Source organism: Mesorhizobium sp. B2-2-3 (assembly GCF_006442405.1).
In the GTDB taxonomy this organism is placed as follows: domain Bacteria; phylum Pseudomonadota; class Alphaproteobacteria; order Rhizobiales; family Rhizobiaceae; genus Mesorhizobium.
On sequence record NZ_VFWC01000001.1, the window covers coordinates 240,806 to 262,162 of the forward strand.

The window sequence follows — 21,357 nt, forward strand, 5'->3', positions numbered from 1 at the left end:
ATGTCCCTGCTCGAGATCAAGAATCTCACCGTTTCCTTCGACACCGCCGCCGGTCCGTTCATGGCCGTGCAGGGCATCGACCTGTCGATCGAGCCGCGCGAAGTGCTGGCGATCGTCGGCGAATCCGGTTCCGGCAAATCGGTGGCGATGCTGGCGGTGATGGGGCTGCTGCCCAACACCGCGACCGTCAAGGCCGACCGCATGGCCTTCGACGGCGTCGATCTGCTGAAGCTCAGCCCGTCCGAGCGGCGCAAGATCGTCGGCAAGGATATCTCCATGATCTTCCAGGAGCCGATCGCCAGCCTCAACCCGTGCTTCACCGTCGGCTTCCAGATCGAGGAGGTGCTGCGCTTCCATATGGGCATGGACCGCGCCCAGCGCCGCGCGCGCGGCATCGAATTGATGAAGCTCGTCGGCATTGCCGATCCGGAAGAACGGCTGAACTCGTTTCCGCACCAGATGTCGGGCGGCCAGTGCCAGCGCGTCATGATCGCCATCGCCATCGCCTGCAATCCGAAGCTCTTGATCGCGGACGAGCCGACCACCGCGCTCGATGTCACCATCCAGAAGCAGATCCTTGATCTCCTGGTTTCGCTGCAGGCCAAATACGGCATGGGCCTGATCATGATCACCCACAATATGGGCGTGGTGGCCGAGACAGCCGACCGCGTCATTGTTCAGTACAAGGGCCGCAAGATGGAAGAGGCCGACGTGCTGTCGCTGTTCGAGAGCCCGAAAAGCAACTACACGCGCGCGCTGCTGTCGGCGCTGCCGGAGAACGCGGTCGGCGACCGGCTGCCGACCGTTTCCGACATGCTGTTCGAGCCGGCGCCCTCGGCCGCGGGAGCCTCCGCATGAGCACCACCGTCCTCGAAGGCAAGAACATCGTTCGCGACTACCATATCGGCGGCGGCCTGTTCAGCGGGCCGCGCACGGTGCACGCGGTCAAGGGCGTCTCGTTCACCGTGGATAAGGGCAAGACGCTCGCCATCGTCGGCGAAAGCGGCTGCGGCAAGTCCACGCTCGCCCGCATCATCACGCTCATCGATCCGGCGACATCGGGCGAACTGTTCATCGACGGCAACAAGGTCGACATCGCCAGGGGCGGATTGACCAGGGAGATGCGCCGCAAGGTGCAGATCGTCTTCCAGAACCCCTACGGATCGCTCAACCCGCGCCAGAAGATCGGCGACGTGCTGGGCGAGCCGCTGCTGATCAACACCGACAAGACGGCCGCCGAGCGGCGCGACCTCGCCATGAAGATGCTGAAGAAGGTCGGCCTCGGTCACGAGCACTACAACCGCTATCCCCACATGTTCTCGGGCGGCCAGCGCCAGCGCATCGCCATCGCCCGTGCGCTGATGCTGAACCCGAGCCTTCTGGTGCTGGACGAGCCGGTCTCGGCGCTCGATCTTTCGGTGCAGGCACAGGTGCTCAACCTGCTCGCCGACCTGCAGGACGAATTCCAGCTGACCTATGTCTTCATCAGCCACGATCTCTCCGTGGTGCGCTACATCGCCGACGACGTGATGGTGATGTATTTCGGCGAGGCGGTCGAATACGGCTCGCGCGACGAGGTCTTTTCAGACCCCAAGCACAGCTACACCAGGACGCTGTTCGCCGCCACGCCGCGCGCCGATGTCGCCAGCATCAAGGCGAGGCTGGCGAAGAAGAAAGCGGCGTGACTCCAATTCGTCATCCTAGGGCGGAGCGCCGCAACGCGGTGCGGAGATCCTAGGATCCATGCCGTTATCTCAGCCGAAAAGCGCTGCGGAGCAGGTTGTGCACCGTGGTAACGCTCGCATATCACGGCATGAATCCTCGGGTCTGCGCCGCGTCGCTCCGCTCCTTGCTCCGCCCGTGGATGACGAAACGGAGGCAGTCACGCCTCCGGTTTCTCTCGCGAAAAGGGTCGAGCGCTACGACAGCTTCGCGATGACAGCCCGCAGCGCTTCACCGAAACGCCTGACTTCCTCGACCGTATTGTAGTGCACCAGCGAGGCGCGGATGGCGCCGCTGTCCATCGACAGGTTGAGGCGCTTCATCAGGCGCGGGGCGTACATGTGGCCGTCGCGAATGCCGATCTGCATCTCGGCCATTTCCTCGACGATCCGCTGCGGCGACAATTTGCCGATGTTGAAACAGAAGGTCGGCACGCGTTCGTTGATCCGGGCCTCCTCGGAAACGCCGTAGATTGTTGCCCCGCAGCTCTTCAGCACAGCCAGCATCTCGCGCGCCAGCACCAGCTCGTAGTCGCGGATGGCGCCCATGCCGGCGACGATGTTTTCGCGCCGCGAGCGGTTGTTGGACGGAGCAAGATTGCGGCCGATGAGCTCGAGATACTGCACGGCCGCATCCATGCCCGACACGTTCTCGTAAATGAAGGTGCCGGCCTCGACCTTGTAGGGCGGCTCGTCGGGGATGAAGTCCTCGCGGAAGGTCGGCAGTCGCTTCAGCGTTTCGAAGCGGCCCCACAGGAAACCCATATGCGGCGAGAAATTCTTGTAGCCGGAACAGACGAGATAGTCGCAATCCCATGCCTGGACGTCGATCAGCCCATGCGGCCCGTAATGCACGCAGTCGAGGAACACTTCGGCGCCGGCGGCGTGCGCGATCCCTGCCACCGAAGCCACGTCGACGATCGAGCCGATGGAATGCGCCGTCACCGTGCAGGCGACAAGCCGGGTGCGTTCTGAAACCAGCGGGCGCAGATCGTCGACATGCAGATTGCCGTCCTCGCGCATGCGCCACCATTTGAACTTGGCGCCGGCGGATTCGAGCGCCAGCCATGTCGCGATGTTGGCGTCGTGGTCCATGTCGGTGACGACGATCTCGTCGCGCTCTCCAAGCATCTGGCCGATGCCGAGGCTGACCAGGCGGATGAACGAGGTGGCGTTCATGCCGAAGCAGATCTCGGATGGGCTGTAGGCATTGATCAGCAGTGCCACGCTTGTCCGCGCATCGGCGACCGACTGATCGACAGTGACGCTGCGGCCATAGCGGCCGCCGCGCTGCACATTGTGCGATACCAGATGGTTGGTCACCGCATCGAGCACGCTCTGCGGAATCTGCGCGCCGGCGGCGTTGTCCAGGAAGATGAAATCGCCTGCCCGCTGCAAGGCCGGGAACATCGCCCGGATTCGTTCAACAGGAAACGCGCCGGAAGTGCCGGTCGCATTGGCGGCTTGATGCTTGTTCATGGTCGTCTCCTGCGAAGTGCTCGGTAGAGGGGAAATTGTAGGCGCGGTCAGCGCGTCTTCTCGGTCTTGAAACGGTCTTCAAGCAGGCTGACGAGGCGAACCATCGGCCACAGGAAGATGAGATAGACCAGGGCTGCGCCGATCAGCGGCGAGGGGTTGGCGTAGAGCGACTGCGCATTGGTCGCTTCCTTCAGGAGTTCCGGCAGCGCCACGGTGGAGGCGAGCGAGGTGTCCTTGAACATCGAGACGCAGTTGCTGGTCATCGGCGGGATGACGACGCGCACCGCCTGCGGCAGCACCACCTTGCGCAAGGTCAAAAGGAACGGCAGGCCGAGCGCCTGCGACGCCTCGAACTGGCCGCGCGGAATGCTTTCGATGCCGGAGCGGAACACTTCCGCCGAATAGGCCGACATGATGATGGCGAAGGCCGTTACGGCGGAAGCCCAGGACGACAGGCGGATGCCGAGGAAGGGCAGCGCATAGTAGATCAGGATCAGCACCACCAGCACCGGCAGCGCGCGGAAGATGTCGGTGTAGCCGACCGCCAGCCATCTGAGCGGCTTCGGCGCATAAAGCCGCAACAGGCTGATCACCAGGCCGATGGGGATGCCGATGCCGATGCTGAGCAGGCCGAGCAGCAGCGTGTTGAGAAAGCCGCGCAGCAGCGCCGGCAGACTGGACGCGATGACGTCGGCGTTGAAGAAGGTATCGAGCAGCGACATGGGAGGCTTTCCCGAACCGTTTGGCGTCCCTTGACGCCGGAGCAGAGGTCCGGAACAGCGAAAGCGGTTTTGCCGCGCCGCGCTGGTTCCGGGAGACTATGTATCAAACGGAACGTGCCGGCCTTTCGAGCCGGCACATTCTCCTTGGCGGCCGCCGCTCAGGCCTTCGGCACCGGCATTTCCTTGGCGGTCGAGGAATCGGCGGGCGCGTCGCTGCCGAACCACTTCTTGTGGATCGCGGCCAGCGTGCCGTCCTTCTTCATTGCCGTCAGCGCGTCGTTGAGCTTGCCGAGCAGCGGGTGGTCCTTGGTCATCATCAGCCCGTACTGTTCGCCGGTCTTGATGCGTTCCTTGACGGTGAGATCCTTCATCTTGGTGAAGGAGTACTGCATGCCCGGAATGTCGCTGACAGCCGCGTCGATGCGCCCGGCGCTGAGATCGAGCAAAAGGTTCTGCTGTGTGTCATAGCCCTTTACGTCGCTGAGGCCATCGGCCTCCTGATGCGCCTTGACCCAGGTCTCGCCGGTCGAGCCGGACAGCACGCCGACGATCTTGCCCTTGAGGTCGGCCTCGGCCTTGATCGGGCTGTCGGTCTTGGTGGCGATGCCCATGTCGGAATCATAGTAAGGCTGCGTGAACGACTGCGACTTCAGCCGCTCCGGCGTGATGGTGATCGACGAGATGGCGACATCGATGCGCTTCGAGGTGGTGGCGGCGAACAGCGCCTGGAAGCCGAGATCGGCGATGTCGGTGGTCATGCCGACGCGCTTTGCCGCTTCGTTGACGATGTCGACCTCAAAACCCTCGAAAGTGCCGCTCTCGTTTTTGTACTCGAAGGGCGGGTTGGTCGGGTAGGCGCCGACATTGAGCACATCGGCGGCATAGGCGGTTGCCGGTCCGGCGGCGATGCCGATGGCGGCCGCGAGAAGCATGAGATTGCGACGGGTCAGGCTCATTGTTGGTCCCTCTGGGGTGTTCCCTCTGGTTGTTGATCGGGCGGGCTGCTGCCCGCACGGTTTCTTGCCGCCCCACTTCCCAGCGGGGCGTCAATTCATGCTCGCCGCCATACGGTCGGGCGCTGTCCGGTCGCGGCAGACGCACATGGGCGGGAAGGCAAGGTTGGCGATGCTCTCGGTATGCGGAGCGTGGATCTGGCGCGCACGCCATCGCACGCATGGCGCGTGTCGGAGGATGACTGGGGGCAGCATGAACGACAAGGACTGAAACCCTTTGATCCCACCCGATGCACCACGATGGATATCCGGCAAGCCCGTCCGGAACGGCAGTCGCCATCGATCGAGGAATGCTTATCCAAACCGCGGCAGTTTTCAAGGCAAAAGTTTTAAGCTTAAAAAGTTGGCGGCGGCGGCGCCTGGCATACCTTTCGATAGCGCTAGCTGCGGCCGCTCCTGCCCAGTTCGGCATCCGCGCTGGCTTTGCCGGCAGCAGCGCCAGCCCCCAGAAGCATCGTGTCGCTGGCCAGGATGAAGAAACTGGCGCCGAGTGCTGCCCATCGGGCGACATCCTGCGGCTTCGCGCAGAAGATCCCGGATGTCCTGCCATGCGCGATCGTCGCATCGATGATCCTGCGGATCGCTTGCGCGAGCTTGTCGGCGCCTTTGGGGCCGATCGCATCGATCGATACGGAGAGATCGCCGGGCCCGACGAAGATCACGTCGACGCCCTCGACGGCGGCGATCGCCTCGATATTGGCCAGCCCTTCCGATGTCTCGACCTGAACCGCCACGACGATGCTGTCATTGGCCTGAGCGACATATTCGGAGATGCGGTAGCCATAGCCGGCGGCCCGTCCGGGCCCGACGCCGCGCTCGCCGGTCGGCGGATAACGCGAGGCCTTCACCGCCGCCTGCGCCTGGGCGGCGGTCGAGACGCGCGGGACGAGCACGCCTTGCGCGCCGCTGTCCAATGCCGCGGCGATCGCTTCCGGTGCATGGCCGGGCACGCGCACCATGGCCGGCACGCGATGGATATCGGCCGCGCGCACCATCGCCTCGATCATGTCGCGCGAAATCTGGGCATGTTCCCAATCGATGCAGAGGAAATCGAGACCGGACTGCGCCATCACCTCGACCGCAACGGGATGCGGAATGGCGGCAAAGGAACCGACGAGGCTTTCCCTACAGATGCATTTGTGGCGAAACCCGCTCATCGTTCCATCCCCTTGTTGTCGTGCCGGAATTCATATCCGCAAACAGCGGCGAGGCGAAGCTATTTCAGGCTTGAAATATTTTCGCGCGGGCCTAGCGTGTCGATCTCCCGCCGCGAGTTCCGGACATGATCAAAGCGCATCCCCTGCACGGCCCAAACAGACTGAAGCTCGGCGTCTTCTCGACCAATGCCGACGGCGGCCTTGCCATATCGGATGTGCCTGAACGCTGGACGGCAAGCTGGCACGACAATCTGACGGCGGCGCAGATCGCCGACCGCGCGGGGCTGGAATTCCTGCTGCCGATCGCGCGCTGGCGCGGCTTTGGCGGCCGCAACAGGGTGCGCGAATGGTCGTTCGAGACCTTCACCTGGGCGGCGGCGCTCAGTGTGGCCACCGAGCGGATCGGCCTGTTCATGACCGTGCATGTGCCCCTCGTGCATCCGCTCTACGCCGCCAAGGCGCTGGCGACGGTCGATCATATCAGCCAGGGCCGTGCCGGCCTCAACATCGTCTGCGGCTGGAACCCGAAGGAATTCGGCATGTTCGGCACGCCGCTGGTCGAGAAGGGGTATGATCAGGCCGCCGAATGGATCGAAGTTTTGGAAAGGCTGTATGCGTCGGCTGAACCTCTCGACTATGAGGGCACTTATTATCGTCTCAAGGAAGCCGTGAGCCGGCCGGCCAGCCTGCAAGTTCCGCGACCGGTGACGATGAACGCGGCTTTCGGCGGTCCGGGCCGCGATTTCGCTGCCGCCAGATGCGACTATCTGTTCACGACCTTTTCCGAGATGGCCGATGCCGGCAAACATGTCGCCGATATCAGCGAGCGGGCCGACAAGGCTGGCCGCGAGGTCGGCGTCTACACCGTGGCGCATGTCGTCTGCCGGCCGACGATGGAGGAGGCGCAGGCCTATTACACACGCTATGCCGTCGATCTGGCCGACCGTGAGGCGGTCGATGCCCATATGGCCGGCAAAAAGGAGTTCTCGCGGTCGCACGACCCGTATGCCTATGACCGCTACCGCCAGCGTTTCGCCGGCGGCGCCGGCACCTATCCCTTGGTCGGAACGCCCGAAACGATCGCCGCCGATATGGTCGCCATTGCCGGGCATGGCTACCAGGGCATTGCGCTGTCCTTCGTCAACTACACGCAGGAACTCCCCTATTTCTGCGATCACGTGCTGCCGCTGCTGGAGCGGGCCGGCCTTCGCGGAAAATAGTCTGGCCGATGCCTTCCTGATTTCTCATCCTGGGGTCTGCGCCGTATCGCTACGCTCCTTGCTGCACCCAGGATGACGAAGCGACGGCCGATTATTCCGGAATAACCGCGGTGGCCTGGATCTCCACCTTGGCTCGGTCCTCGACCAGTGCCATCACCTGCATCGCGGCCATCGCCGGGAAATGCCGGCCGATCACCTTGCGATAGGCCTCGCCTATACCCCTGAGATTGGCCAGATATTCGCTCTTGTCGGTGAAATACCACGTCATTGACGTGATGTGCCGCGGCTCAGCTCCGGCCTCCGCCAGCACCGCGACGATATTTTGAAGCGTCTGCCGCACCTGGCCGACGAAATCGTCGGTCTCGAACTGGCACTGCCCATTCCAGCCGACCTGTCCGCCGACGAAGACAAGCCGCCCGCGAGCCGCTACGCCATTGGAGTAACCGACCGGCTTGGCCCAGCCATCCGGCTGTAGGATCTCGTGCATTTCAAACTCTCCGCAATATCCGCGTTCGAAACAGTCCAAACCTTGACGTGACCGGAGTCAGGCCGCCCCCATCACCTGTCGCGCGATCACCACCTTCTGCACGTCGGAAGCACCCTCGTAGATGCGCAGCGCGCGGATCTCGCGATACAGGCTTTCGACGATGTGACCCTTGCGGACGCCGTCGCCGCCATGCAGTTGCACCGCTTTGTCGATCACCTCCTGCGCCTTGTCGGTGGCGAACAGTTTGGCCATCGCCGCCTCGCGCGTTACCCGCGCCGCGCCCATGTCCTTGGTCCAGGCGGCACGGTAGACCAAAAGCGCCGCGGCATCGACGTCGAGCGCCATGTCGGCGATATGGCCCTGCACCATCTGCAGCTCGGTCATTGGCGCGCCGAACAGCTTGCGTTCGGCCACCCGCTTGATGCTTTCATCGAGCGCGCGGCGTGCAAAGCCGAGTGCCGCCGCGCCGACGGTCGAGCGGAACACGTCGAGCACCGACATGGCAATGCGAAAGCCGTCGCCCGGTTTGCCGATCAGTGCGGCGGCCGGCAGGCGGACCTGATCGAAAGACAGTCGTGCCAGCGGATGCGGCGCTATGACTTCAAGGCGCTCCGCGATGTCGAGGCCCTTGCTGTCCCCCGGCACGATGAAGGCGGATAGCCCCTTGGCGCCGGGTGCCTCGCCTGTGCGGGCGAAGACGACATAGAGATCGGCGATGCCGCCATTGGAGATCCAGGTCTTTTCGCCCGACAGAACATAGCTGTCGCCATCGCGGGTCGCGGTCATCTCCATATTGGCGACATCCGATCCCGAGCGCGGTTCCGACAGCGCAAAGGCGGAAATGACCTTGCCGGCGCGCGTCGTCGCCAGCCATTGCTGCTGTTCCGGCGTGCCGAACAGGCTGAGCGCTCCGGTGCCGAGCCCTTGCATGGCGAAGGCGAAATCCGCGAGCCCGTCATGCCGCGCCAGCGTCTCGCGCGTGATGCACAAGGTGCGCACGTCGAGCGGTCCCGGATTGTCGGTGTCGAGCGCCGTCGGTTTCAGCCAGCCGTCCCGGCCGAGCTTGGCCACCAGTTCCCGGCAGGCAGTGTCGACGTCATGGTGATCGACGGGCAGGTTCTTCGCGCACCATGCTTCGAGGTGCTCGGCCAGTTCGCGATGACGGTCTTCGAAGAAGGGCCAGTCGAGGAAGGAGCGGTCAGGCATTTCTGCCTCCGCTATTCTCCAGAGTCCGTGCTCTACGGCGCCCCCCTCTGTCCTGCCGGACATCTCCCCCTCTAAGGGGGAGATCGATCCTCATCTCGGCTTTCGCGAATCGCCTGCGCCGCAGGATGGCTGCCGCCGCCGAAGCTGCCAATCTCCCCCCTAGAGGGGGAGATGGCCGGCAGGCCAGAGGGGGGCGCTGTCCCGCCAACGTCTCCATCAACCTGCTCATCCTCAATTCCCCTCGAACACCGGCTTCTCCTTGGCAACGAAGGCCTTGTATGCCCGCTCGAAATCGCCCGTCTGCATGCAGATCGCTTGCGCCTGCGCTTCCGCCTCGATCGCCTGGTCGAGGCCCATCGACCATTCCTGGTTCAACTGCGTCTTGGTGATGCCATGGGCGAAGGTCGGGCCGGAGACGATGCGCGCCGCCATGTCCAGCGCGTCGGCCTCGAGCGATGCCGCCTCTACAAGCCTGTTGTAAAACCCCCAGCGCTCGCCTTCGGCAGCCGTCATGGTGCGGCCGGTGTAGAGCAGTTCGGCGGCGCGGCCCTGGCCGATGATGCGCGGCAGGAGAGCGCAGGCTCCCATGTCGCAGCCGGCAAGACCGACGCGGGTAAACAGGAATGCCGTCTTGGCGTCCGGCGTGGCGATGCGGATGTCGGAGCTCATGGCGATGATGGCGCCGGCGCCGACCGCCACACCGTCGACCGCCGCGATGATCGGCTTGCCGCAGTTCAGCATCGCCTTGACGAAGTCGCCGGTCATGCGGGTGAAGGCCAGGAGCTGCTTCATGTCCATCTTGACCAGCGGGCCGATAATATCGTGGACATCGCCGCCGGAGCAGAAATTCCCGCCATTGGACAGGAACACCACGGCATCGACATCGTCGGCATAGACGAGGTCGCGGAATGTATCGCGCAGTTCCGCATAGCTGTCGAAGGTCAGCGGGTTCTTGCGCTCCGGCCGGTCGAGCCGGACCTTGGCGATCCGGCCTTCGACCTGCCAGAGGAAATGCTTCGGCTTGAAGCCGGCCATCTTGCTCATTCGCGTCCCTCCCAGTTGCTGCGGAACGAGGTCAGCATGCCGGTCAGCCGGCGCGCGTCGTCCTCGCTCACCTTGCCCAGCAATTCGCCGACCCAGCCCTCGTGAGCGGCAGCGATGACTGCGAAGGACTTCGAGCCCTCATCCGTCAGCCGCACCATCGAGGTGCGGCGGTCGCCATTGCGGCGGGCGCGGGCGACCAGCCCCTCGGATACGAGTCGATCGACGATGCCCGTGACATTGCCGTTGGACACCAGCAGGAAGCGCGACAAATCGCTCATCAGCATGCCTTCGGGCGCACGGTAGAGCGCGGCCATCACGTCGAAGCGCGGCAGCGTCGTATTGAACTCCTTCTTCAGCCGCTCGCGCAGTTCGGCCTCGATCGTGCGCGAGGCGCGCAGCAGCCTGATCCACAGCCGCAAGCGGTCCTTGCCGGGTCCCGACGGCGCGGGCAGGGGGCCGGCTACCATGTTTCGCCTCCTGAGATCGAAATTGCCTGTCCGGTGATCGACGCCGCCGCATCGCCGCACAGCCACAGCACGGCGGCGGCAATTTCCTGCGGCTGGATGAAGCGGCCTTGTGGATTGGTCGAGGCAAGGCTCGCCCGCGCCTGTTCAGTCGAACGGCCGGTTTTTTCAACGATCCGCTCGATGGACTCGTCCAACATGTCCGTCTCGACAAACCCCGGGCACACCGCATTGACGGTCACGCCGGATTTCGCCGTCTCGGCAGCCAGCGCCCGCATCAGGCCGACGACGCCATGCTTGGCCGCCACGTAAGGCGCAACATAGGCGTAGCCTTTCAGTCCGGCGGTAGACGCGATGAAGACGATGCGGCCCGCCTTGCGCGCGGCCATGCCGGCGAGCGCCGGCTTCACCGTCAGGAAAGCGCCGGTCAGGTTGACGTCCAGCGTCCGCTGCCAGTCGGCCAGCGTGGTCTTGTGCGCCGGCGTGCTGCCCGCCATGCCGGCATTGGCGACGACGATGTCGAACGGCCCGCGCGCGGCCTCCGCCGTCTCGTAAAGCGATGCCATCGCCGCCTCATTGGTGACATCGGCAGTGATGGCGAAAACGCCTTTGCTTTCGCCAGCCACCTTGGCCAGCTCCGCCTCGCGGCGGCCGCATATGGTGACGTCGATGCCGGCACCAGCCAGCGCCAGAGCGATCGCTCGGCCGACACCAGACCCGCCGCCGGTGACAAGGGCATGGCTGCCGGCGATCATCGCGGCGGCCGTCATACTTTCAGCCCCGCTGCGGCGTCGCGTTCGGCCAGTCGGTAGATCTGGTCGCGCCCCGGCAGATAAGGATCCGGCCATTTCACGCCACGGTCGCCGAGCGCCACCGCCGCATGCAGCGTCCAGTAGGGATCGGCCAGATGCGGCCGTGCCAGCGCCACCAGGTCGGCGCGGCCGGCCATCAGGATCGAATTGACATGGTCCGGCTCATAGATGTTGCCGACCGCCATCGTCGCCATGCCGACCTCGTTGCGGATGCGGTCGGAAAACGGCGTCTGGAACATGCGGCCATAGACCGGCTTTGCCAGCACCGAAGTTTGTCCTGCCGAGACGTCGCAAATGTCGACGCCGGCCTCATGCAACAGCCGCGCGATCTCGACGGCGTCGGCGGGTGTTACGCCTTCGATGCCGACCCAGTCATTGGCCGAAATGCGCATTGAGATCGGCTTCTGCGCCGGCCAGGCGGCGCGTATGGCGCGAAAGATTTCAAGGGGATATCGCATGCGGTTTTCCAGCGAACCGCCATACGCATCCGTGCGCCGGTTGGTGACCGGCGTGATGAAGGACGACAGGAGATAGCCGTGCGCGGCGTGGATCTCGAGCATGTCGAAGCCGCAGCGGTCGGCCATCTCAGCCGAAGCCACGAACTCGTCGCGCACTCTGTCCATGTCGGCGCGGTCCATCGCCTTCGGCACCTGATTCTCAGGTGACCACGCCACGGCCGATGCCGCCATGACGGGCCAGTTGCCCGCCGCCAGCGGCACGTCGGTGCCTTCCCAACCAACCCGTGTCGAGCCCTTGGCGCCGGAATGGCCGATCTGCGCGCAGATCTTCGCTTCGGTCTCGGCATGGACGAAGCCGACCAGCCGTTTCCACGCCATCTCATGTTCGGGCGCATAGAAGCCCGGGCAGCCGGGCGTGATCCGCCCTTCCGGACTGACGCAGGTCATCTCGATATAGATGAGCCCGGCGCCGCCCTTGGCACGCTCGGCATAGTGCGTGAAATGCCAGTCCGTCGGGCAGCCGTCGACAGCCTTGTATTGTGCCATCGGCGACACGACCACGCGGTTGTTGAGCCGCATGTCGCGCAGCTGGAAGGGCGCGAACATCGGGGCGCGACGGAGTCTGTTGGCGCCGGCGCCCGCCTGGCGCTGGAACCACTCCTCCGCGCTTTCAAGCCACTCCGCGTCGCGCAGCCGCAGGTTTTCGTGGCTGATGCGCTGCGAGCGGGTCAGCAGCGAATAGTTGAACTGCACCGGATCGAGGCCGAGATAACGCTCGACCTCCTCGAACCATTCGAGCGAGTTGCGCGCCGCCGACTGCAGCTTCAGCACCTCGGTGCGGCGCGCGTCCTCATATTTGCGGAAGGCGGCCTTTAGGTCCGGTTCGGTTTCGACATACTCGGCCAGCGCGACAGCGCTCTCCAGCGCCAGCTTGGTGCCGGAGCCGATCGAGAAATGGGCTGAGGCCGCCGCGTCGCCCATCAGCGCCAGATTCTCAAACGACCAGCGCTCGCACAGCACGCGCGGGAAATTGATCCAGGCCGAACCCCTGATGTGGTTGGCATTGGTCATCAGCTTGTGGCCGCCAAGATGCTTTTCGAAGATGCGCTCGCAGACGGCGATGGATTCCTGCTGCGTCATGGCGCCGAAGCCGAAGGCGGCCCAGGTCTGTTCGCTGCACTCGACGATGAAGGTCGCGGTGTCGCTGTCGAACTGGTAGGCGTGCGCCCACACCCAGCCATGCTCGGTCTTTTCGAAGATGAAGGTGAAGGCGTCGTCGAATTTCTGGTGGGTGCCGAGCCACACGAACTTGCATTTGCGCGTGTCGATGTCGGGCTTGAAGATGTCGACGAAGCTGTTGCGCGCCCTGGAATTCAGCCCGTCTGCGGCGACGACCAGGTCATGCGTCTCCATATAGGGCCGGGGATCGGCGATGTCGGTCTCGAACACCAGCTTGACACCGAGCTCGCGTGCGCGCCGCTGCAACAGGATCAAGAGCCGCTTGCGGCCGATGCCGCAGAAGCCGTGGCCTGAGGATACAGTGCGCACGCCGTCATGGACCACGGCGATGTCGTCCCAATACGCAAAATGCTTCTTGATCCAGACGGCGCTGACCGGATCGTTCCTGGCCAGATTCTCAAGCGTTTCGGCTGACAGAACGACGCCCCAGCCGAACGTGTCGTCGGCGCGATTACGCTCGAAAACCGTCACGTCGTGCGCGGCGTCCCTCAGCTTCATCGAAATGGCGAAGTAAAGGCCGGCTGGTCCGCCGCCGAGAACCGCAACCTTCATCTGTGCGATCTCCTCTTCGCTTGCTTGATTTCAGTATCGCGCCGGGGCTAAGATATTTCAAGCTTAAAGTTTTATGCCGAAACGATTATGCGAAAGAGCGGACCGCGCGCTCGCGCATCGCCGCACGCGCGGTCCGTGGGCTCACTTTTCCGGGTTCTTCGGGCTCCACAGGACCGTCTCGGCACCCTTCTCGTAAGCCATGCCGTCGGGATAGCTGATCGCTTCCAGTTGCAGGCCCCAGGGCGCCTGGAAATAAAGGATGGTCTGGCCGGCGGCGGGTCCTTCCTTGACCGGCAGCGGCCCCAGCCTGGTTTTGACGCCCTTGGCCTCGAGATAGGCTTTCGCCGCCGCGACGTCGTCGACATAGAAGGCGATGTGAAAACCGCCAATGTCGCTGTTCTTCGGTGTCAGGTCCTTCTGGTCCGGCGCGGTGTATTTGAACAGCTCTATGTTCGACCCCGTGCCGCAGCGAACCATGGTGACCTGCTCGATGACAGCCTTCGGATCGACGCCGAGAAGATCCTGCATGAAGGTGCCCTTGTCGTCGGCGAACGGGCCGAACGACATCGCCTTCTTGCAGCCGACCACGTCGGTGAAGAAATCGACCGCCTGCTTCATGTCGGGAACCGTGATGCCGGTGTGGTCGTGCCCGCGCATGCCGGGGATCGAGCTTGCTGCCGCCATACCGGTGCTGCCGAGGATGGCGGCAGCGAGTGCTGCATTTCGAATTATTGTCTTCATGTCAGTTTCTCCTCCATTTGGCGGGGCTTTGTCATTGGCCGGTCGCACATCCGAGCCCGCTTTTCGGCGTGCGTATGCATTTATGTCGGAGCCTTGGCAGCGGAAGGAATATCCAGCCAGCCGTCGTCGATTTCGGGCAGTGGGATGGCCGCGATCAGGTCGTGCGTGTAGGTCTGTCGGGGATTTTCGAAGAGAGCGTCCGTCGCGCTCGCTTCGACGATCCTGCCTTCGCGCATGACGATGACCTGCCGGCACAGCCGCCGGATGACCGACAGATCGTGGCTGATGAAGGCGACCGTCAGCCCCATCTCCTCCGCCAGTTTCTCCAGAAGGGTGAGGATCTGCGCCTGCGTCGAGACGTCGAGGCCGGAGACGATCTCGTCGGCCAGCACGAATTTCGGCGCCAGCGCCAGCGCGCGCGCTATGCCGACGCGCTGGCGCTGGCCGCCCGACAGTTCGTGGCGGTAGCGGCCGGCGAAGCTCTGCGGCAGGCCGACGCGCTGCAAGGCCTCGGCCACGCGGTCCCTGAGATTGTCGCCAAGCCCGTTCTGCTTCAGCGGCGCGGCAATGATGCTGGCAATGGTGCGGCGCGGGTTGAGCGACGACATAGGATCCTGGAAGATCATCTGCAGATCGCGGCGCAGCGGCCGCAACTCCGCCTCCGGCAGATGCGTGATGTCGAGGCGCTCGAAGCTGATGCTGCCGGCGCTGGGCTCCAGCAGTCGTACCAGGGCACGGCCGAGCGTCGACTTGCCGGATCCGGACTCGCCGACGATGCCGGTCACCGATCCCTTGGGCAGGTCGAAGTCCAGGCCTTTTAGGATTTCCGCCAGCGGCGCGCGGCCGATCAGCGGCTTGCGGGTCATGTCGGGCAGCGCGACTTTCAGGCCGCGCACGGAAAACAGCGGCTCAGCCATGCGGTCGCCTCCACGCCTGGTCCGCGGCCGCAATCTCCGCGGCAAGCCCGGCCAGCACTGCCTCGTCGACCGGCTTTAGCGAGGCGAGGGGATCGGTGTAGCGCGGCGTTGCCGCCATCAGTGCCCGTGTGTAGGGGTGCTGCGGTGCCGCGAAGAGGGCAGCTGTTTCGGCCTCTTCCACGACCTTGCCGGCATAGAGCACCGAGACCTTCTGGCTGATCTTGGCGACGACGCCGAGGTCGTGGGTGACGAACAGGATCGCCGTGCCGTGCTCGCGCTGCAACGCAGCGATGAGCCGCAGGATCTGCTTCTGCACGGTGACGTCGAGCGCCGTGGTCGGCTCGTCGGCGACGATCAGCCGGGGCTCGGCGGCGAAGGCTGCGGCGATCAGCACGCGCTGGCGCATGCCGCCGGAAAGCTCGTGCGGGTAGCTTTTCAGTACCCGGTCGGGGTCACGGATCTGCACCTCGTCCAGCAATTGCCGGATGCGGGTTTCGGCCCTCTCGCCGCTCCAGCCGAGGATGCGCACCAGCCGGTCGGTCGTTTGCGGGCCGATGCGGCGCGACGGGTTGAGCGCGGTCAGCGGATCCTGCGGGATCAGTGCGGTGCGCGCGCCGATCAGCGTGCGCCGTGCCTTCGGGTTGAGCTTGCCGAGGTCTTCGCCCTCGAGCCGCATATCGCCCTCGACGATGCGCACGCTCGACGGCAAGACGCCAAGTACCGCCTTGCCGATCATCGTCTTGCCGGCGCCGCTTTCACCGACCAGTGCTCGCACTTCGCCGGGCTGCACGGCAAGCGACACCGAGCGCAGCACGCGCTGGCCGTTCGGCAGCACGGCGCTCAACTCCTTGATATCGAGACAGGCGCTCATCGCAGCACCGGATCGAAACGTGTCTTCAGCGCCTCGCCGAACTGGCTGAACGACAGCACGGTCAGGATCAGTGTGATCAGCGGGAATACCAGCACCCACCAGGCCTGGTGGATCGACAGCCGGCCCTCGGCGATGATGCCGCCCCAGGTCGGGTCGTCGGTCGAGATCGACAGGTTGACGAAGGACAGGATCGCCTCGACGATGACGGCGATGCCCATTTCCAGCGACAGCAGCGCCACGATCGATGGCACCACATTGGGCAGCACTTCGCGCAGCATGATGCCGATGCGGCCATAGCCGGCGATGCGGGCGTTCTCGACATAGTCCATGCGCGACTGGCCCATCGCCTCGGCGCGGATGACCCGGCAGAAACGCGTCCAGTCGATGATCGCGATCGCCAGGATGACAGAGCTCAAACCCGTGCCGAGCACGGCAACCAAAAGGATGGCGAACAGCACCGGCGGGAATGCCATCCAGACATCGACGATGCGCGAGATGATGCGGTCGGCCCAGCCGCCGAAATAGCCAGCGATCAAGCCCAGGGTCGAGCCGACAAGGCAGGCGGCGCTGGCGGCGGCGAACGCAACGATGAAGGCGATGCGCCCGCCGAAGATCAGGCGTGACAAGAGATCCCGGCCGAGGCTGTCGGTGCCCAGCCAATAGCCGGGCTCCGCGCCATCGAGCCAGAACGGCGGCAAACGTTCGAGCATAAGATCCTGCGCAAGCGGGTCCCGCGGCGCGACCAGCGGCGCCAGGATCGTCGCCAGCAGCGCCAGCAGCAGCCAGCCGCCGGCCAGCCAAAGCCTGGCGCTTGAGCCGTGTCTCGAGATGCGGCTCTCATCCATGGCGCAGCCTCGGATTGAGCAGGGCGTACATCATGTCCACCGCGAGATTGATCAGCACGAACAACAGCGCGAAGACCAGCACGATGCCCTGGATCAGCGGCAGGTCGCGGTTGATGACCGCGTCGATCGCCATGTTGCCGAGGCCCTCATAGGAAAACAGCCGCTCGACGATGACCGTGCCCCCGATCAGGAAGGTGAACTGCACGCCGACCAGCGTCAGCGTCGGCAGGGCGGCATTCTTCAGCGCCTCGCGCAGGATGACCTGCGTTTCCGAAAAACCCTTCACCCGCGCCAGCACGACATAGTCGAGGTCGAGCACTTCCTTCAGCGACTGTTTCAACAGCTGCGAGATGATCGCCCCCAGCGGCAATGCCAACGCCACTGCCGGCATAAGCATGTGCTTCAGGAGATCCCATGTGAGATCGAGGCGGAGCCGAAGCAAGCTTTCGAACAGATAGAACTGGCTGACGAAGGGCAGGTCGAGTTGCGGCGAGACCCGGCCGGAAATGTCGAAGATCGGCACCAGCACCCCGAACAGCAGGATCAGCACCAGGCCCCACAGGAAGTCGGGAATGGAAAGTGCCGCCCCGCTGGCGATGTCGATGCCGGCTTCCACCGCCGTGCCTCGTTCGCGGGCGCCGAGGATGGCCATCGTCCCCCCGATCGCCACCGCCATGATAAGCGCGACGATGGCGAGTTCCAGCGTTGCCGGCAGCCGGTTGAAGACAAGCCCGAGCACGTCTTGCCGCAGCGAGATCGAGGTGCCGAAATCGCCTTTGACGACGCCGGACAGCCAGATGAAGAACTGCTCGACAATCGTCTTGTCGAGGCCGTAGAGCGCCCGCAGCCGGGCGATGTCGACATCGGTCGCGCCGGGCGGCAGCATCATGGCGATCGGATCGCCGGGAGCGATGCGGATCACGACGAAGACGACGACGGCCACGCCGAACAGCGTGATCAGCATCGTCAAAAGACGGATCAGGAATCGTTGCAGGAGCATGTAAATCTTTGCTGGAGCCCGGAGGCTCGTATGCCGAAAGAAGATGCGCGCCGTCGCTATGGACGGCGCGCGGCAAGCCCGGCCGATATCAGGCCGGGGTCATCAGGGCCGGCAACAGCGCGCCGGACACATGCTGCACGACGTTGACGCCCTTGGCATGCACGATCGGCTGCGCATACTGCATCAGCGGCAGCACATAGGCTTGCTCGGCGATGTATTTGTCCACCGCCTTCCAGCCGGCGATGCGCTTGGCCTCGTCCTTCTCACCCCACAGCGGGTTGATCATGTCGATCAGATCCTGGCTGTCCCACACCGAGTGCGGGCTCGGACCATACATGGCAAAGCCGGTCGAGGTGGTCGGGTCGCCGATGGCGTTGCCCCAGTTGTAGAAGGCCGCCGGCGCCAGCTTGTCGGCGGCGCGCAATTCGTAATGCTTGGCGATCTCGTAGACTTCAATGGTGGCCTCGATGCCGACCTTGCGCCACATGCCGACGATCGCCTGGATCATCTCGTAGTCCTTGGGCTTGAAGCCCTTGGTCGTCTGGATGGTGAACTTGACCGGCTTTTCCGGCGAATAGCCGGAAGCGGCCAGCAATTGCTTGGCCTTTTCCGGATTGTGCTCGACCTTGATCGACGCGTCGTAGGCCGCGTATTCCGGCGTTTCCAGCGTGGCGAGCGGCTGGCCGTAGCCGCGCAGCAGCCGCTTGACCAGAAGCTCCTTGTCGACCGCCATGACGGCTGCCTGGCGCACGTTCTTGTCCAGCATCGCCTCGACGTCGTTGAAGAAGATCATGCCGATGTCGGAAACATTCTTGATCGAGCCGGCAAGGCCGTCCTTGGCGATCAGGCGGTCATACTCCTCATAGGGAATCTCGAGCGTCACCTGCGAGGAGCCGGACTCGATTTCGGCGACACGGCTCGCCGCGTCTGTGACGAATTTGATCGTCACGTTCTCGAATGCCGGCTTGCCGCCCCAGTACTTCGGATTGGCCTTCAGCCGCAGGAAGGCGTTGCGTTCGAACTTCTCGACCATGTACGGGCCGGTGCCGATCGGAGCCTTTTCGAAACCTTCGGCGCCCACCTTCTCGTAATAGGCCTTCGGGATGATGTAGCCCGTGAGGAACGACATCCACTTGAAGTAGACCGGGTCGAACTGCACGACATCGCCCGTGATCTTGTTGCCCTCGATCTTGAAGTTGTTGACGTTCTTCCACACGAACTGGATCGGGTTGCCGGTCTTTTCATCGCCGGCCCGCTGCAACGACCAGACCACGTCCTCGGGCGTGAACGGCGAGCCGTCATGCCAGGTTACGCCCTCGCGCACCGTCATCATGATCTTGGTGCGGTCGTCATTCCAGCCCCACTCGGTGAGCAGCCCCGGCGCGAAGGACAGGTCCGGCTTCTGCGGGATGAACTGATCGAACACCGACTGGTAGAGGCCCTGGATGGTCGGGTTGACCGCCGAAGGTCCGGTGGTCGGATCCCAGGACGGCAGGTTGACATTGTAGGCGATGGTCAGTTCGCCGGCCGCCGCCCCGGCGATCTTCGGCAGGCCGATGGCCGTCGCCCCGAGTGCGGCGGCACCGTATCCGAGCAATTCGCGTCTGTTGATTGTCATGGTCGTTCCCCTTGTTGGTTTTTCTGTTTTCCGTGCACGGCTTCGTTGTTTGATCAGTGGGTTCCCTGGGCAACCGTACCTTGCCTTGCTCCACCCCAATGCCTTTCGGCTGCTACCTCCCGCCAAGCTGTTGCGCCAGCATGAAGCCCGAGGCGGCACCCGTGCCGGCGCCCGGCCATGTGGCGGCACCGGTGAGATGCAGATTGGCCACAGGCGTGTTCCAACCGGCGTAGCCGCGTGCCGGGCGAAACAGGAAATTCTGTGCCAGGTGGTGGCTACCACAAACCTGGTCGCCGCCGATGAGGTTCGGGTTCTCGCGCTCGAGGTCGATGGGCGAGAATACGGCCTGGCCAAGGATCTTGGCTCGCAGGCCGGGCGCGTAGGTTTCGACGATGTCGAGCACGCGCTCGGCATAGCGATCCTTGACCTGATCCCAATGCGCGGGCGTGATCTTGCCGGCGGCGTCGCCAAGGATTTCTGCCGGCAGCATGCGCACCTGCACCCACAGCACATGCTTGCCTTGAGGCGCGCGCGACGGATCGACCGCGGTTGGTTGGCCGAGGACCAGCACCGGCTCGTCCGGCAGCACGCCCGCCATCGCCTGCTGATAGGTGCGCGACATGGCGTCGAGCGACGGTGACAGATGCACATAGGCGAACTGCCGCAACTCGGCGCCGGCGCGCCAGTCCGGCAGATCGTCCAGCGCCAGATGGATCATCATGGTGCCCGGCGCGTGGCGGAATTTTTGCATCGCCGTGTCGAAGCCGGCGTCGCCGGAACCGTTGGGCAAAAGCGTGCCGGCCAACGCCTTGGGTGCAACGCCGGCAATGACCGCCCTGGTGGCCGTGTGCGTCTCACCGGACTTGAGCCGCACACCCGTCGCCTTGCCGGCCGAAACCGTGATTTCGGCCACCTCGGCGTTGGTGAAGATCTTGCCGCCGGCGCCCGTGACCATCCCCGATAAGGCACGAATGATGGTGTGGGCGCCGCCCTTGCCCAGCACCATGCCGAAACTCTGGTTGGCCATGGATTCCAGATAAGGGAACACGGCACCGCCTGCGATGTCGGGCGCAAAGTCGAGATGCATGCCCCAGGTGGCGAGCGTCGCCCGCACATGGGGCGACTCGAAAGTCTCCTCCAGCCACGCGCGGGGCGAGGAAAGCAGCAGGCGCCCGGTGTCGAGCGCGCCGGTAAGGCCCTTCTTGCGCCAAAGGTTCCACGCCGTGCCGGCAAGGGCGCGGGCGCTCATCGGTGATCCCAAGAGGCGAAACAGATGCTCTGCTTCCGCCGGGAAGGCGGCGACCAGCTTGCGCCACGTGGCGGCATCGGCGGCGGAGAAGGCAGCCATGCGCGCGGCCGTCTTTTCCAGATCGCTGCTGACGCCGAACCAGCGTCCGTCCGGGAAGGCGCTGGCGAAACAGTCGGAAACCGGCGCGAATTCCAGCCCGTGGGCTTTCAATTCATTTGCATATTTCCGGTGGAAGGCCGAGCCGGCGAACAGGCTCAGATTCATCGCGCCGAAATCGTGCCGAAAACCCGGCAGCGTGAATTCGCGGGTCTGGACGGCGCCGCCGATCGTTGCACTGCGCTCAAAAACCCCGGTTTTCCAGCCTTTGAGCGCCAGATGCGCGGCGCAAGCCAGACTGTTGTGGCCCGCCCCGACAAAGATGGCGTCGAACTCGCTCACGCCCCGCACCCATTTCCTTTATGCTTAAAGATAATTGCAGATGCATATGTTTTCGTCTAGTAGGATATTAAGGGCCGAGACGAGCCTTCAGCACATCAGACAAG

The 21,357-nt window shown here is 64.2% G+C and carries 20 protein-coding genes; 3 read left to right on the forward strand and 17 right to left on the reverse strand.

The annotated features are described in order from the left end of the window. Together FJ951_RS01085 and FJ951_RS01090 are read left to right on the forward strand one after the other, a co-directional pair. On the forward strand, nucleotides 1-858 hold the full coding sequence (locus tag FJ951_RS01085; protein WP_140513048.1) for an ABC transporter ATP-binding protein: 858 nt from the start codon (nucleotides 1-3) through the stop codon (nucleotides 856-858). Then, entirely contained in the window at nucleotides 855-1,685 is an 831-nt protein-coding gene (locus FJ951_RS01090; RefSeq protein ID WP_140496998.1) for a dipeptide ABC transporter ATP-binding protein, read from the forward strand. The genes FJ951_RS01085 and FJ951_RS01090 overlap by 4 nt, the downstream gene beginning before the upstream one ends. 234 nt (nucleotides 1,686-1,919) lie before the next feature. On the opposite strand, the gene FJ951_RS01095 is transcribed toward FJ951_RS01090, so the two are convergent. The 4 genes from FJ951_RS01095 to FJ951_RS01115 form a co-directional block, all read right to left on the reverse strand. After that, nucleotides 1,920-3,200, reverse strand: a complete 1,281-nt coding sequence (locus FJ951_RS01095; protein WP_140496995.1) for a cysteine desulfurase-like protein — start codon at nucleotides 3,198-3,200, stop codon at nucleotides 1,920-1,922. 47 nt (nucleotides 3,201-3,247) lie between these two features. Further along, the gene (locus FJ951_RS01100) at nucleotides 3,248-3,922 is read right to left on the reverse strand and encodes an amino acid ABC transporter permease (protein ID WP_140496993.1); all 675 of its coding nucleotides are present in this window, start codon (nucleotides 3,920-3,922) and stop codon (nucleotides 3,248-3,250) included. A 158-nt stretch (nucleotides 3,923-4,080) separates the two neighbouring features. Continuing rightward, nucleotides 4,081-4,878, reverse strand: coding sequence for an ABC transporter substrate-binding protein (locus FJ951_RS01105; protein ID WP_140513050.1), 798 nt, complete (start codon nucleotides 4,876-4,878; stop codon nucleotides 4,081-4,083). A gap of 437 nt (nucleotides 4,879-5,315) precedes the next feature. Further along, complete coding sequence (locus tag FJ951_RS01115; protein WP_140513052.1) at nucleotides 5,316-6,092, reverse strand: HpcH/HpaI aldolase/citrate lyase family protein; 777 nt, start codon at nucleotides 6,090-6,092, stop codon at nucleotides 5,316-5,318. A 125-nt stretch (nucleotides 6,093-6,217) separates the two neighbouring features. Between FJ951_RS01115 and FJ951_RS01120 the strand changes: the two genes are divergently transcribed. Beyond that, entirely contained in the window at nucleotides 6,218-7,312 is a 1,095-nt protein-coding gene (locus FJ951_RS01120; protein WP_140513054.1) for an LLM class flavin-dependent oxidoreductase, read from the forward strand. A 91-nt stretch (nucleotides 7,313-7,403) separates the two neighbouring features. Here FJ951_RS01120 and FJ951_RS01125 read toward each other — a convergent pair whose 3' ends face one another. The 13 genes from FJ951_RS01125 to FJ951_RS01190 form a co-directional block, all read right to left on the reverse strand. Then, on the reverse strand, nucleotides 7,404-7,799 hold the full coding sequence (locus FJ951_RS01125; RefSeq protein WP_140496985.1) for a RidA family protein: 396 nt from the start codon (nucleotides 7,797-7,799) through the stop codon (nucleotides 7,404-7,406). Between the two features lie 57 nt (nucleotides 7,800-7,856). After that, nucleotides 7,857-9,005, reverse strand: a complete 1,149-nt coding sequence (locus FJ951_RS01130) for an acyl-CoA dehydrogenase family protein (protein WP_140513056.1) — start codon at nucleotides 9,003-9,005, stop codon at nucleotides 7,857-7,859. 231 nt (nucleotides 9,006-9,236) lie between these two features. Continuing rightward, nucleotides 9,237-10,049, reverse strand: a complete 813-nt coding sequence (locus tag FJ951_RS01140) for an enoyl-CoA hydratase family protein (protein ID WP_140513058.1) — start codon at nucleotides 10,047-10,049, stop codon at nucleotides 9,237-9,239. Further along, nucleotides 10,046-10,516, reverse strand: coding sequence for a MarR family transcriptional regulator (locus FJ951_RS01145; protein WP_140513060.1), 471 nt, complete (start codon nucleotides 10,514-10,516; stop codon nucleotides 10,046-10,048). Before FJ951_RS01145 ends, FJ951_RS01140 begins: the two co-directional genes overlap by 4 nt. Then, complete coding sequence (locus tag FJ951_RS01150; RefSeq protein WP_140513062.1) at nucleotides 10,510-11,283, reverse strand: SDR family NAD(P)-dependent oxidoreductase; 774 nt, start codon at nucleotides 11,281-11,283, stop codon at nucleotides 10,510-10,512. Before FJ951_RS01150 ends, FJ951_RS01145 begins: the two co-directional genes overlap by 7 nt. After that, complete coding sequence (locus tag FJ951_RS01155) at nucleotides 11,280-13,574, reverse strand: bifunctional salicylyl-CoA 5-hydroxylase/oxidoreductase (RefSeq protein WP_140513064.1); 2,295 nt, start codon at nucleotides 13,572-13,574, stop codon at nucleotides 11,280-11,282. Before FJ951_RS01155 ends, FJ951_RS01150 begins: the two co-directional genes overlap by 4 nt. A gap of 141 nt (nucleotides 13,575-13,715) precedes the next feature. Next, entirely contained in the window at nucleotides 13,716-14,315 is a 600-nt protein-coding gene (locus FJ951_RS01160; protein ID WP_140496973.1) for a VOC family protein, read from the reverse strand. Between the two features lie 80 nt (nucleotides 14,316-14,395). After that, nucleotides 14,396-15,232 carry an ATP-binding cassette domain-containing protein gene (locus FJ951_RS01165; RefSeq protein WP_140513066.1) on the reverse strand — a complete coding sequence of 279 codons (837 nt, stop codon included), beginning with the start codon at nucleotides 15,230-15,232 and terminating at the stop codon, nucleotides 14,396-14,398. Next, nucleotides 15,225-16,103, reverse strand: coding sequence for an ABC transporter ATP-binding protein (locus FJ951_RS01170; protein ID WP_140513068.1), 879 nt, complete (start codon nucleotides 16,101-16,103; stop codon nucleotides 15,225-15,227). The genes FJ951_RS01165 and FJ951_RS01170 overlap by 8 nt, the downstream gene beginning before the upstream one ends. Then, a complete protein-coding gene (locus tag FJ951_RS01175) occupies nucleotides 16,100-16,948 on the reverse strand; it encodes an ABC transporter permease (protein ID WP_140513070.1) in 849 nt (282 codons plus the stop codon). Before FJ951_RS01175 ends, FJ951_RS01170 begins: the two co-directional genes overlap by 4 nt. Beyond that, entirely contained in the window at nucleotides 16,941-17,948 is a 1,008-nt protein-coding gene (locus FJ951_RS01180) for an ABC transporter permease (protein ID WP_140513072.1), read from the reverse strand. The genes FJ951_RS01175 and FJ951_RS01180 overlap by 8 nt, the downstream gene beginning before the upstream one ends. Before the next feature lie 88 nt (nucleotides 17,949-18,036). Further along, nucleotides 18,037-19,566: an ABC transporter substrate-binding protein gene (locus tag FJ951_RS01185; RefSeq protein WP_140513074.1), complete on the reverse strand. Its 1,530-nt coding sequence runs from the start codon at nucleotides 19,564-19,566 to the stop codon at nucleotides 18,037-18,039. Between the two features lie 112 nt (nucleotides 19,567-19,678). Next, complete coding sequence (locus tag FJ951_RS01190; protein WP_140513076.1) at nucleotides 19,679-21,253, reverse strand: NAD(P)/FAD-dependent oxidoreductase; 1,575 nt, start codon at nucleotides 21,251-21,253, stop codon at nucleotides 19,679-19,681. Between the last annotated feature and the right edge of the window lie 104 nt (nucleotides 21,254-21,357).

Excerpts from the sequence above, each read along its gene's own strand:
- FJ951_RS01085 (WP_140513048.1), top strand. The coding sequence starts at position 1 with ATGTCCCTGCTCGAGATCAAGAATCTCACCGTTTCCTTCGACACCGCC.
- FJ951_RS01090 (WP_140496998.1), top strand. The coding sequence starts at position 855 with ATGAGCACCACCGTCCTCGAAGGCAAGAACATCGTTCGCGACTACCAT.
- FJ951_RS01095 (WP_140496995.1), bottom strand. The coding sequence starts at position 3,200 with ATGAACAAGCATCAAGCCGCCAATGCGACCGGCACTTCCGGCGCGTTT.
- FJ951_RS01100 (WP_140496993.1), bottom strand. The coding sequence starts at position 3,922 with ATGTCGCTGCTCGATACCTTCTTCAACGCCGACGTCATCGCGTCCAGT.
- FJ951_RS01105 (WP_140513050.1), bottom strand. The coding sequence starts at position 4,878 with ATGAGCCTGACCCGTCGCAATCTCATGCTTCTCGCGGCCGCCATCGGC.
- FJ951_RS01115 (WP_140513052.1), bottom strand. The coding sequence starts at position 6,092 with ATGAGCGGGTTTCGCCACAAATGCATCTGTAGGGAAAGCCTCGTCGGT.
- FJ951_RS01120 (WP_140513054.1), top strand. The coding sequence starts at position 6,218 with ATGATCAAAGCGCATCCCCTGCACGGCCCAAACAGACTGAAGCTCGGC.
- FJ951_RS01125 (WP_140496985.1), bottom strand. The coding sequence starts at position 7,799 with ATGCACGAGATCCTACAGCCGGATGGCTGGGCCAAGCCGGTCGGTTAC.
- FJ951_RS01130 (WP_140513056.1), bottom strand. The coding sequence starts at position 9,005 with ATGCCTGACCGCTCCTTCCTCGACTGGCCCTTCTTCGAAGACCGTCAT.
- FJ951_RS01140 (WP_140513058.1), bottom strand. The coding sequence starts at position 10,049 with ATGAGCAAGATGGCCGGCTTCAAGCCGAAGCATTTCCTCTGGCAGGTC.
- FJ951_RS01145 (WP_140513060.1), bottom strand. The coding sequence starts at position 10,516 with ATGGTAGCCGGCCCCCTGCCCGCGCCGTCGGGACCCGGCAAGGACCGC.
- FJ951_RS01150 (WP_140513062.1), bottom strand. The coding sequence starts at position 11,283 with ATGACGGCCGCCGCGATGATCGCCGGCAGCCATGCCCTTGTCACCGGC.
- FJ951_RS01155 (WP_140513064.1), bottom strand. The coding sequence starts at position 13,574 with ATGAAGGTTGCGGTTCTCGGCGGCGGACCAGCCGGCCTTTACTTCGCC.
- FJ951_RS01160 (WP_140496973.1), bottom strand. The coding sequence starts at position 14,315 with ATGAAGACAATAATTCGAAATGCAGCACTCGCTGCCGCCATCCTCGGC.
- FJ951_RS01165 (WP_140513066.1), bottom strand. The coding sequence starts at position 15,232 with ATGGCTGAGCCGCTGTTTTCCGTGCGCGGCCTGAAAGTCGCGCTGCCC.
- FJ951_RS01170 (WP_140513068.1), bottom strand. The coding sequence starts at position 16,103 with ATGAGCGCCTGTCTCGATATCAAGGAGTTGAGCGCCGTGCTGCCGAAC.
- FJ951_RS01175 (WP_140513070.1), bottom strand. The coding sequence starts at position 16,948 with ATGGATGAGAGCCGCATCTCGAGACACGGCTCAAGCGCCAGGCTTTGG.
- FJ951_RS01180 (WP_140513072.1), bottom strand. The coding sequence starts at position 17,948 with ATGCTCCTGCAACGATTCCTGATCCGTCTTTTGACGATGCTGATCACG.
- FJ951_RS01185 (WP_140513074.1), bottom strand. The coding sequence starts at position 19,566 with ATGACAATCAACAGACGCGAATTGCTCGGATACGGTGCCGCCGCACTC.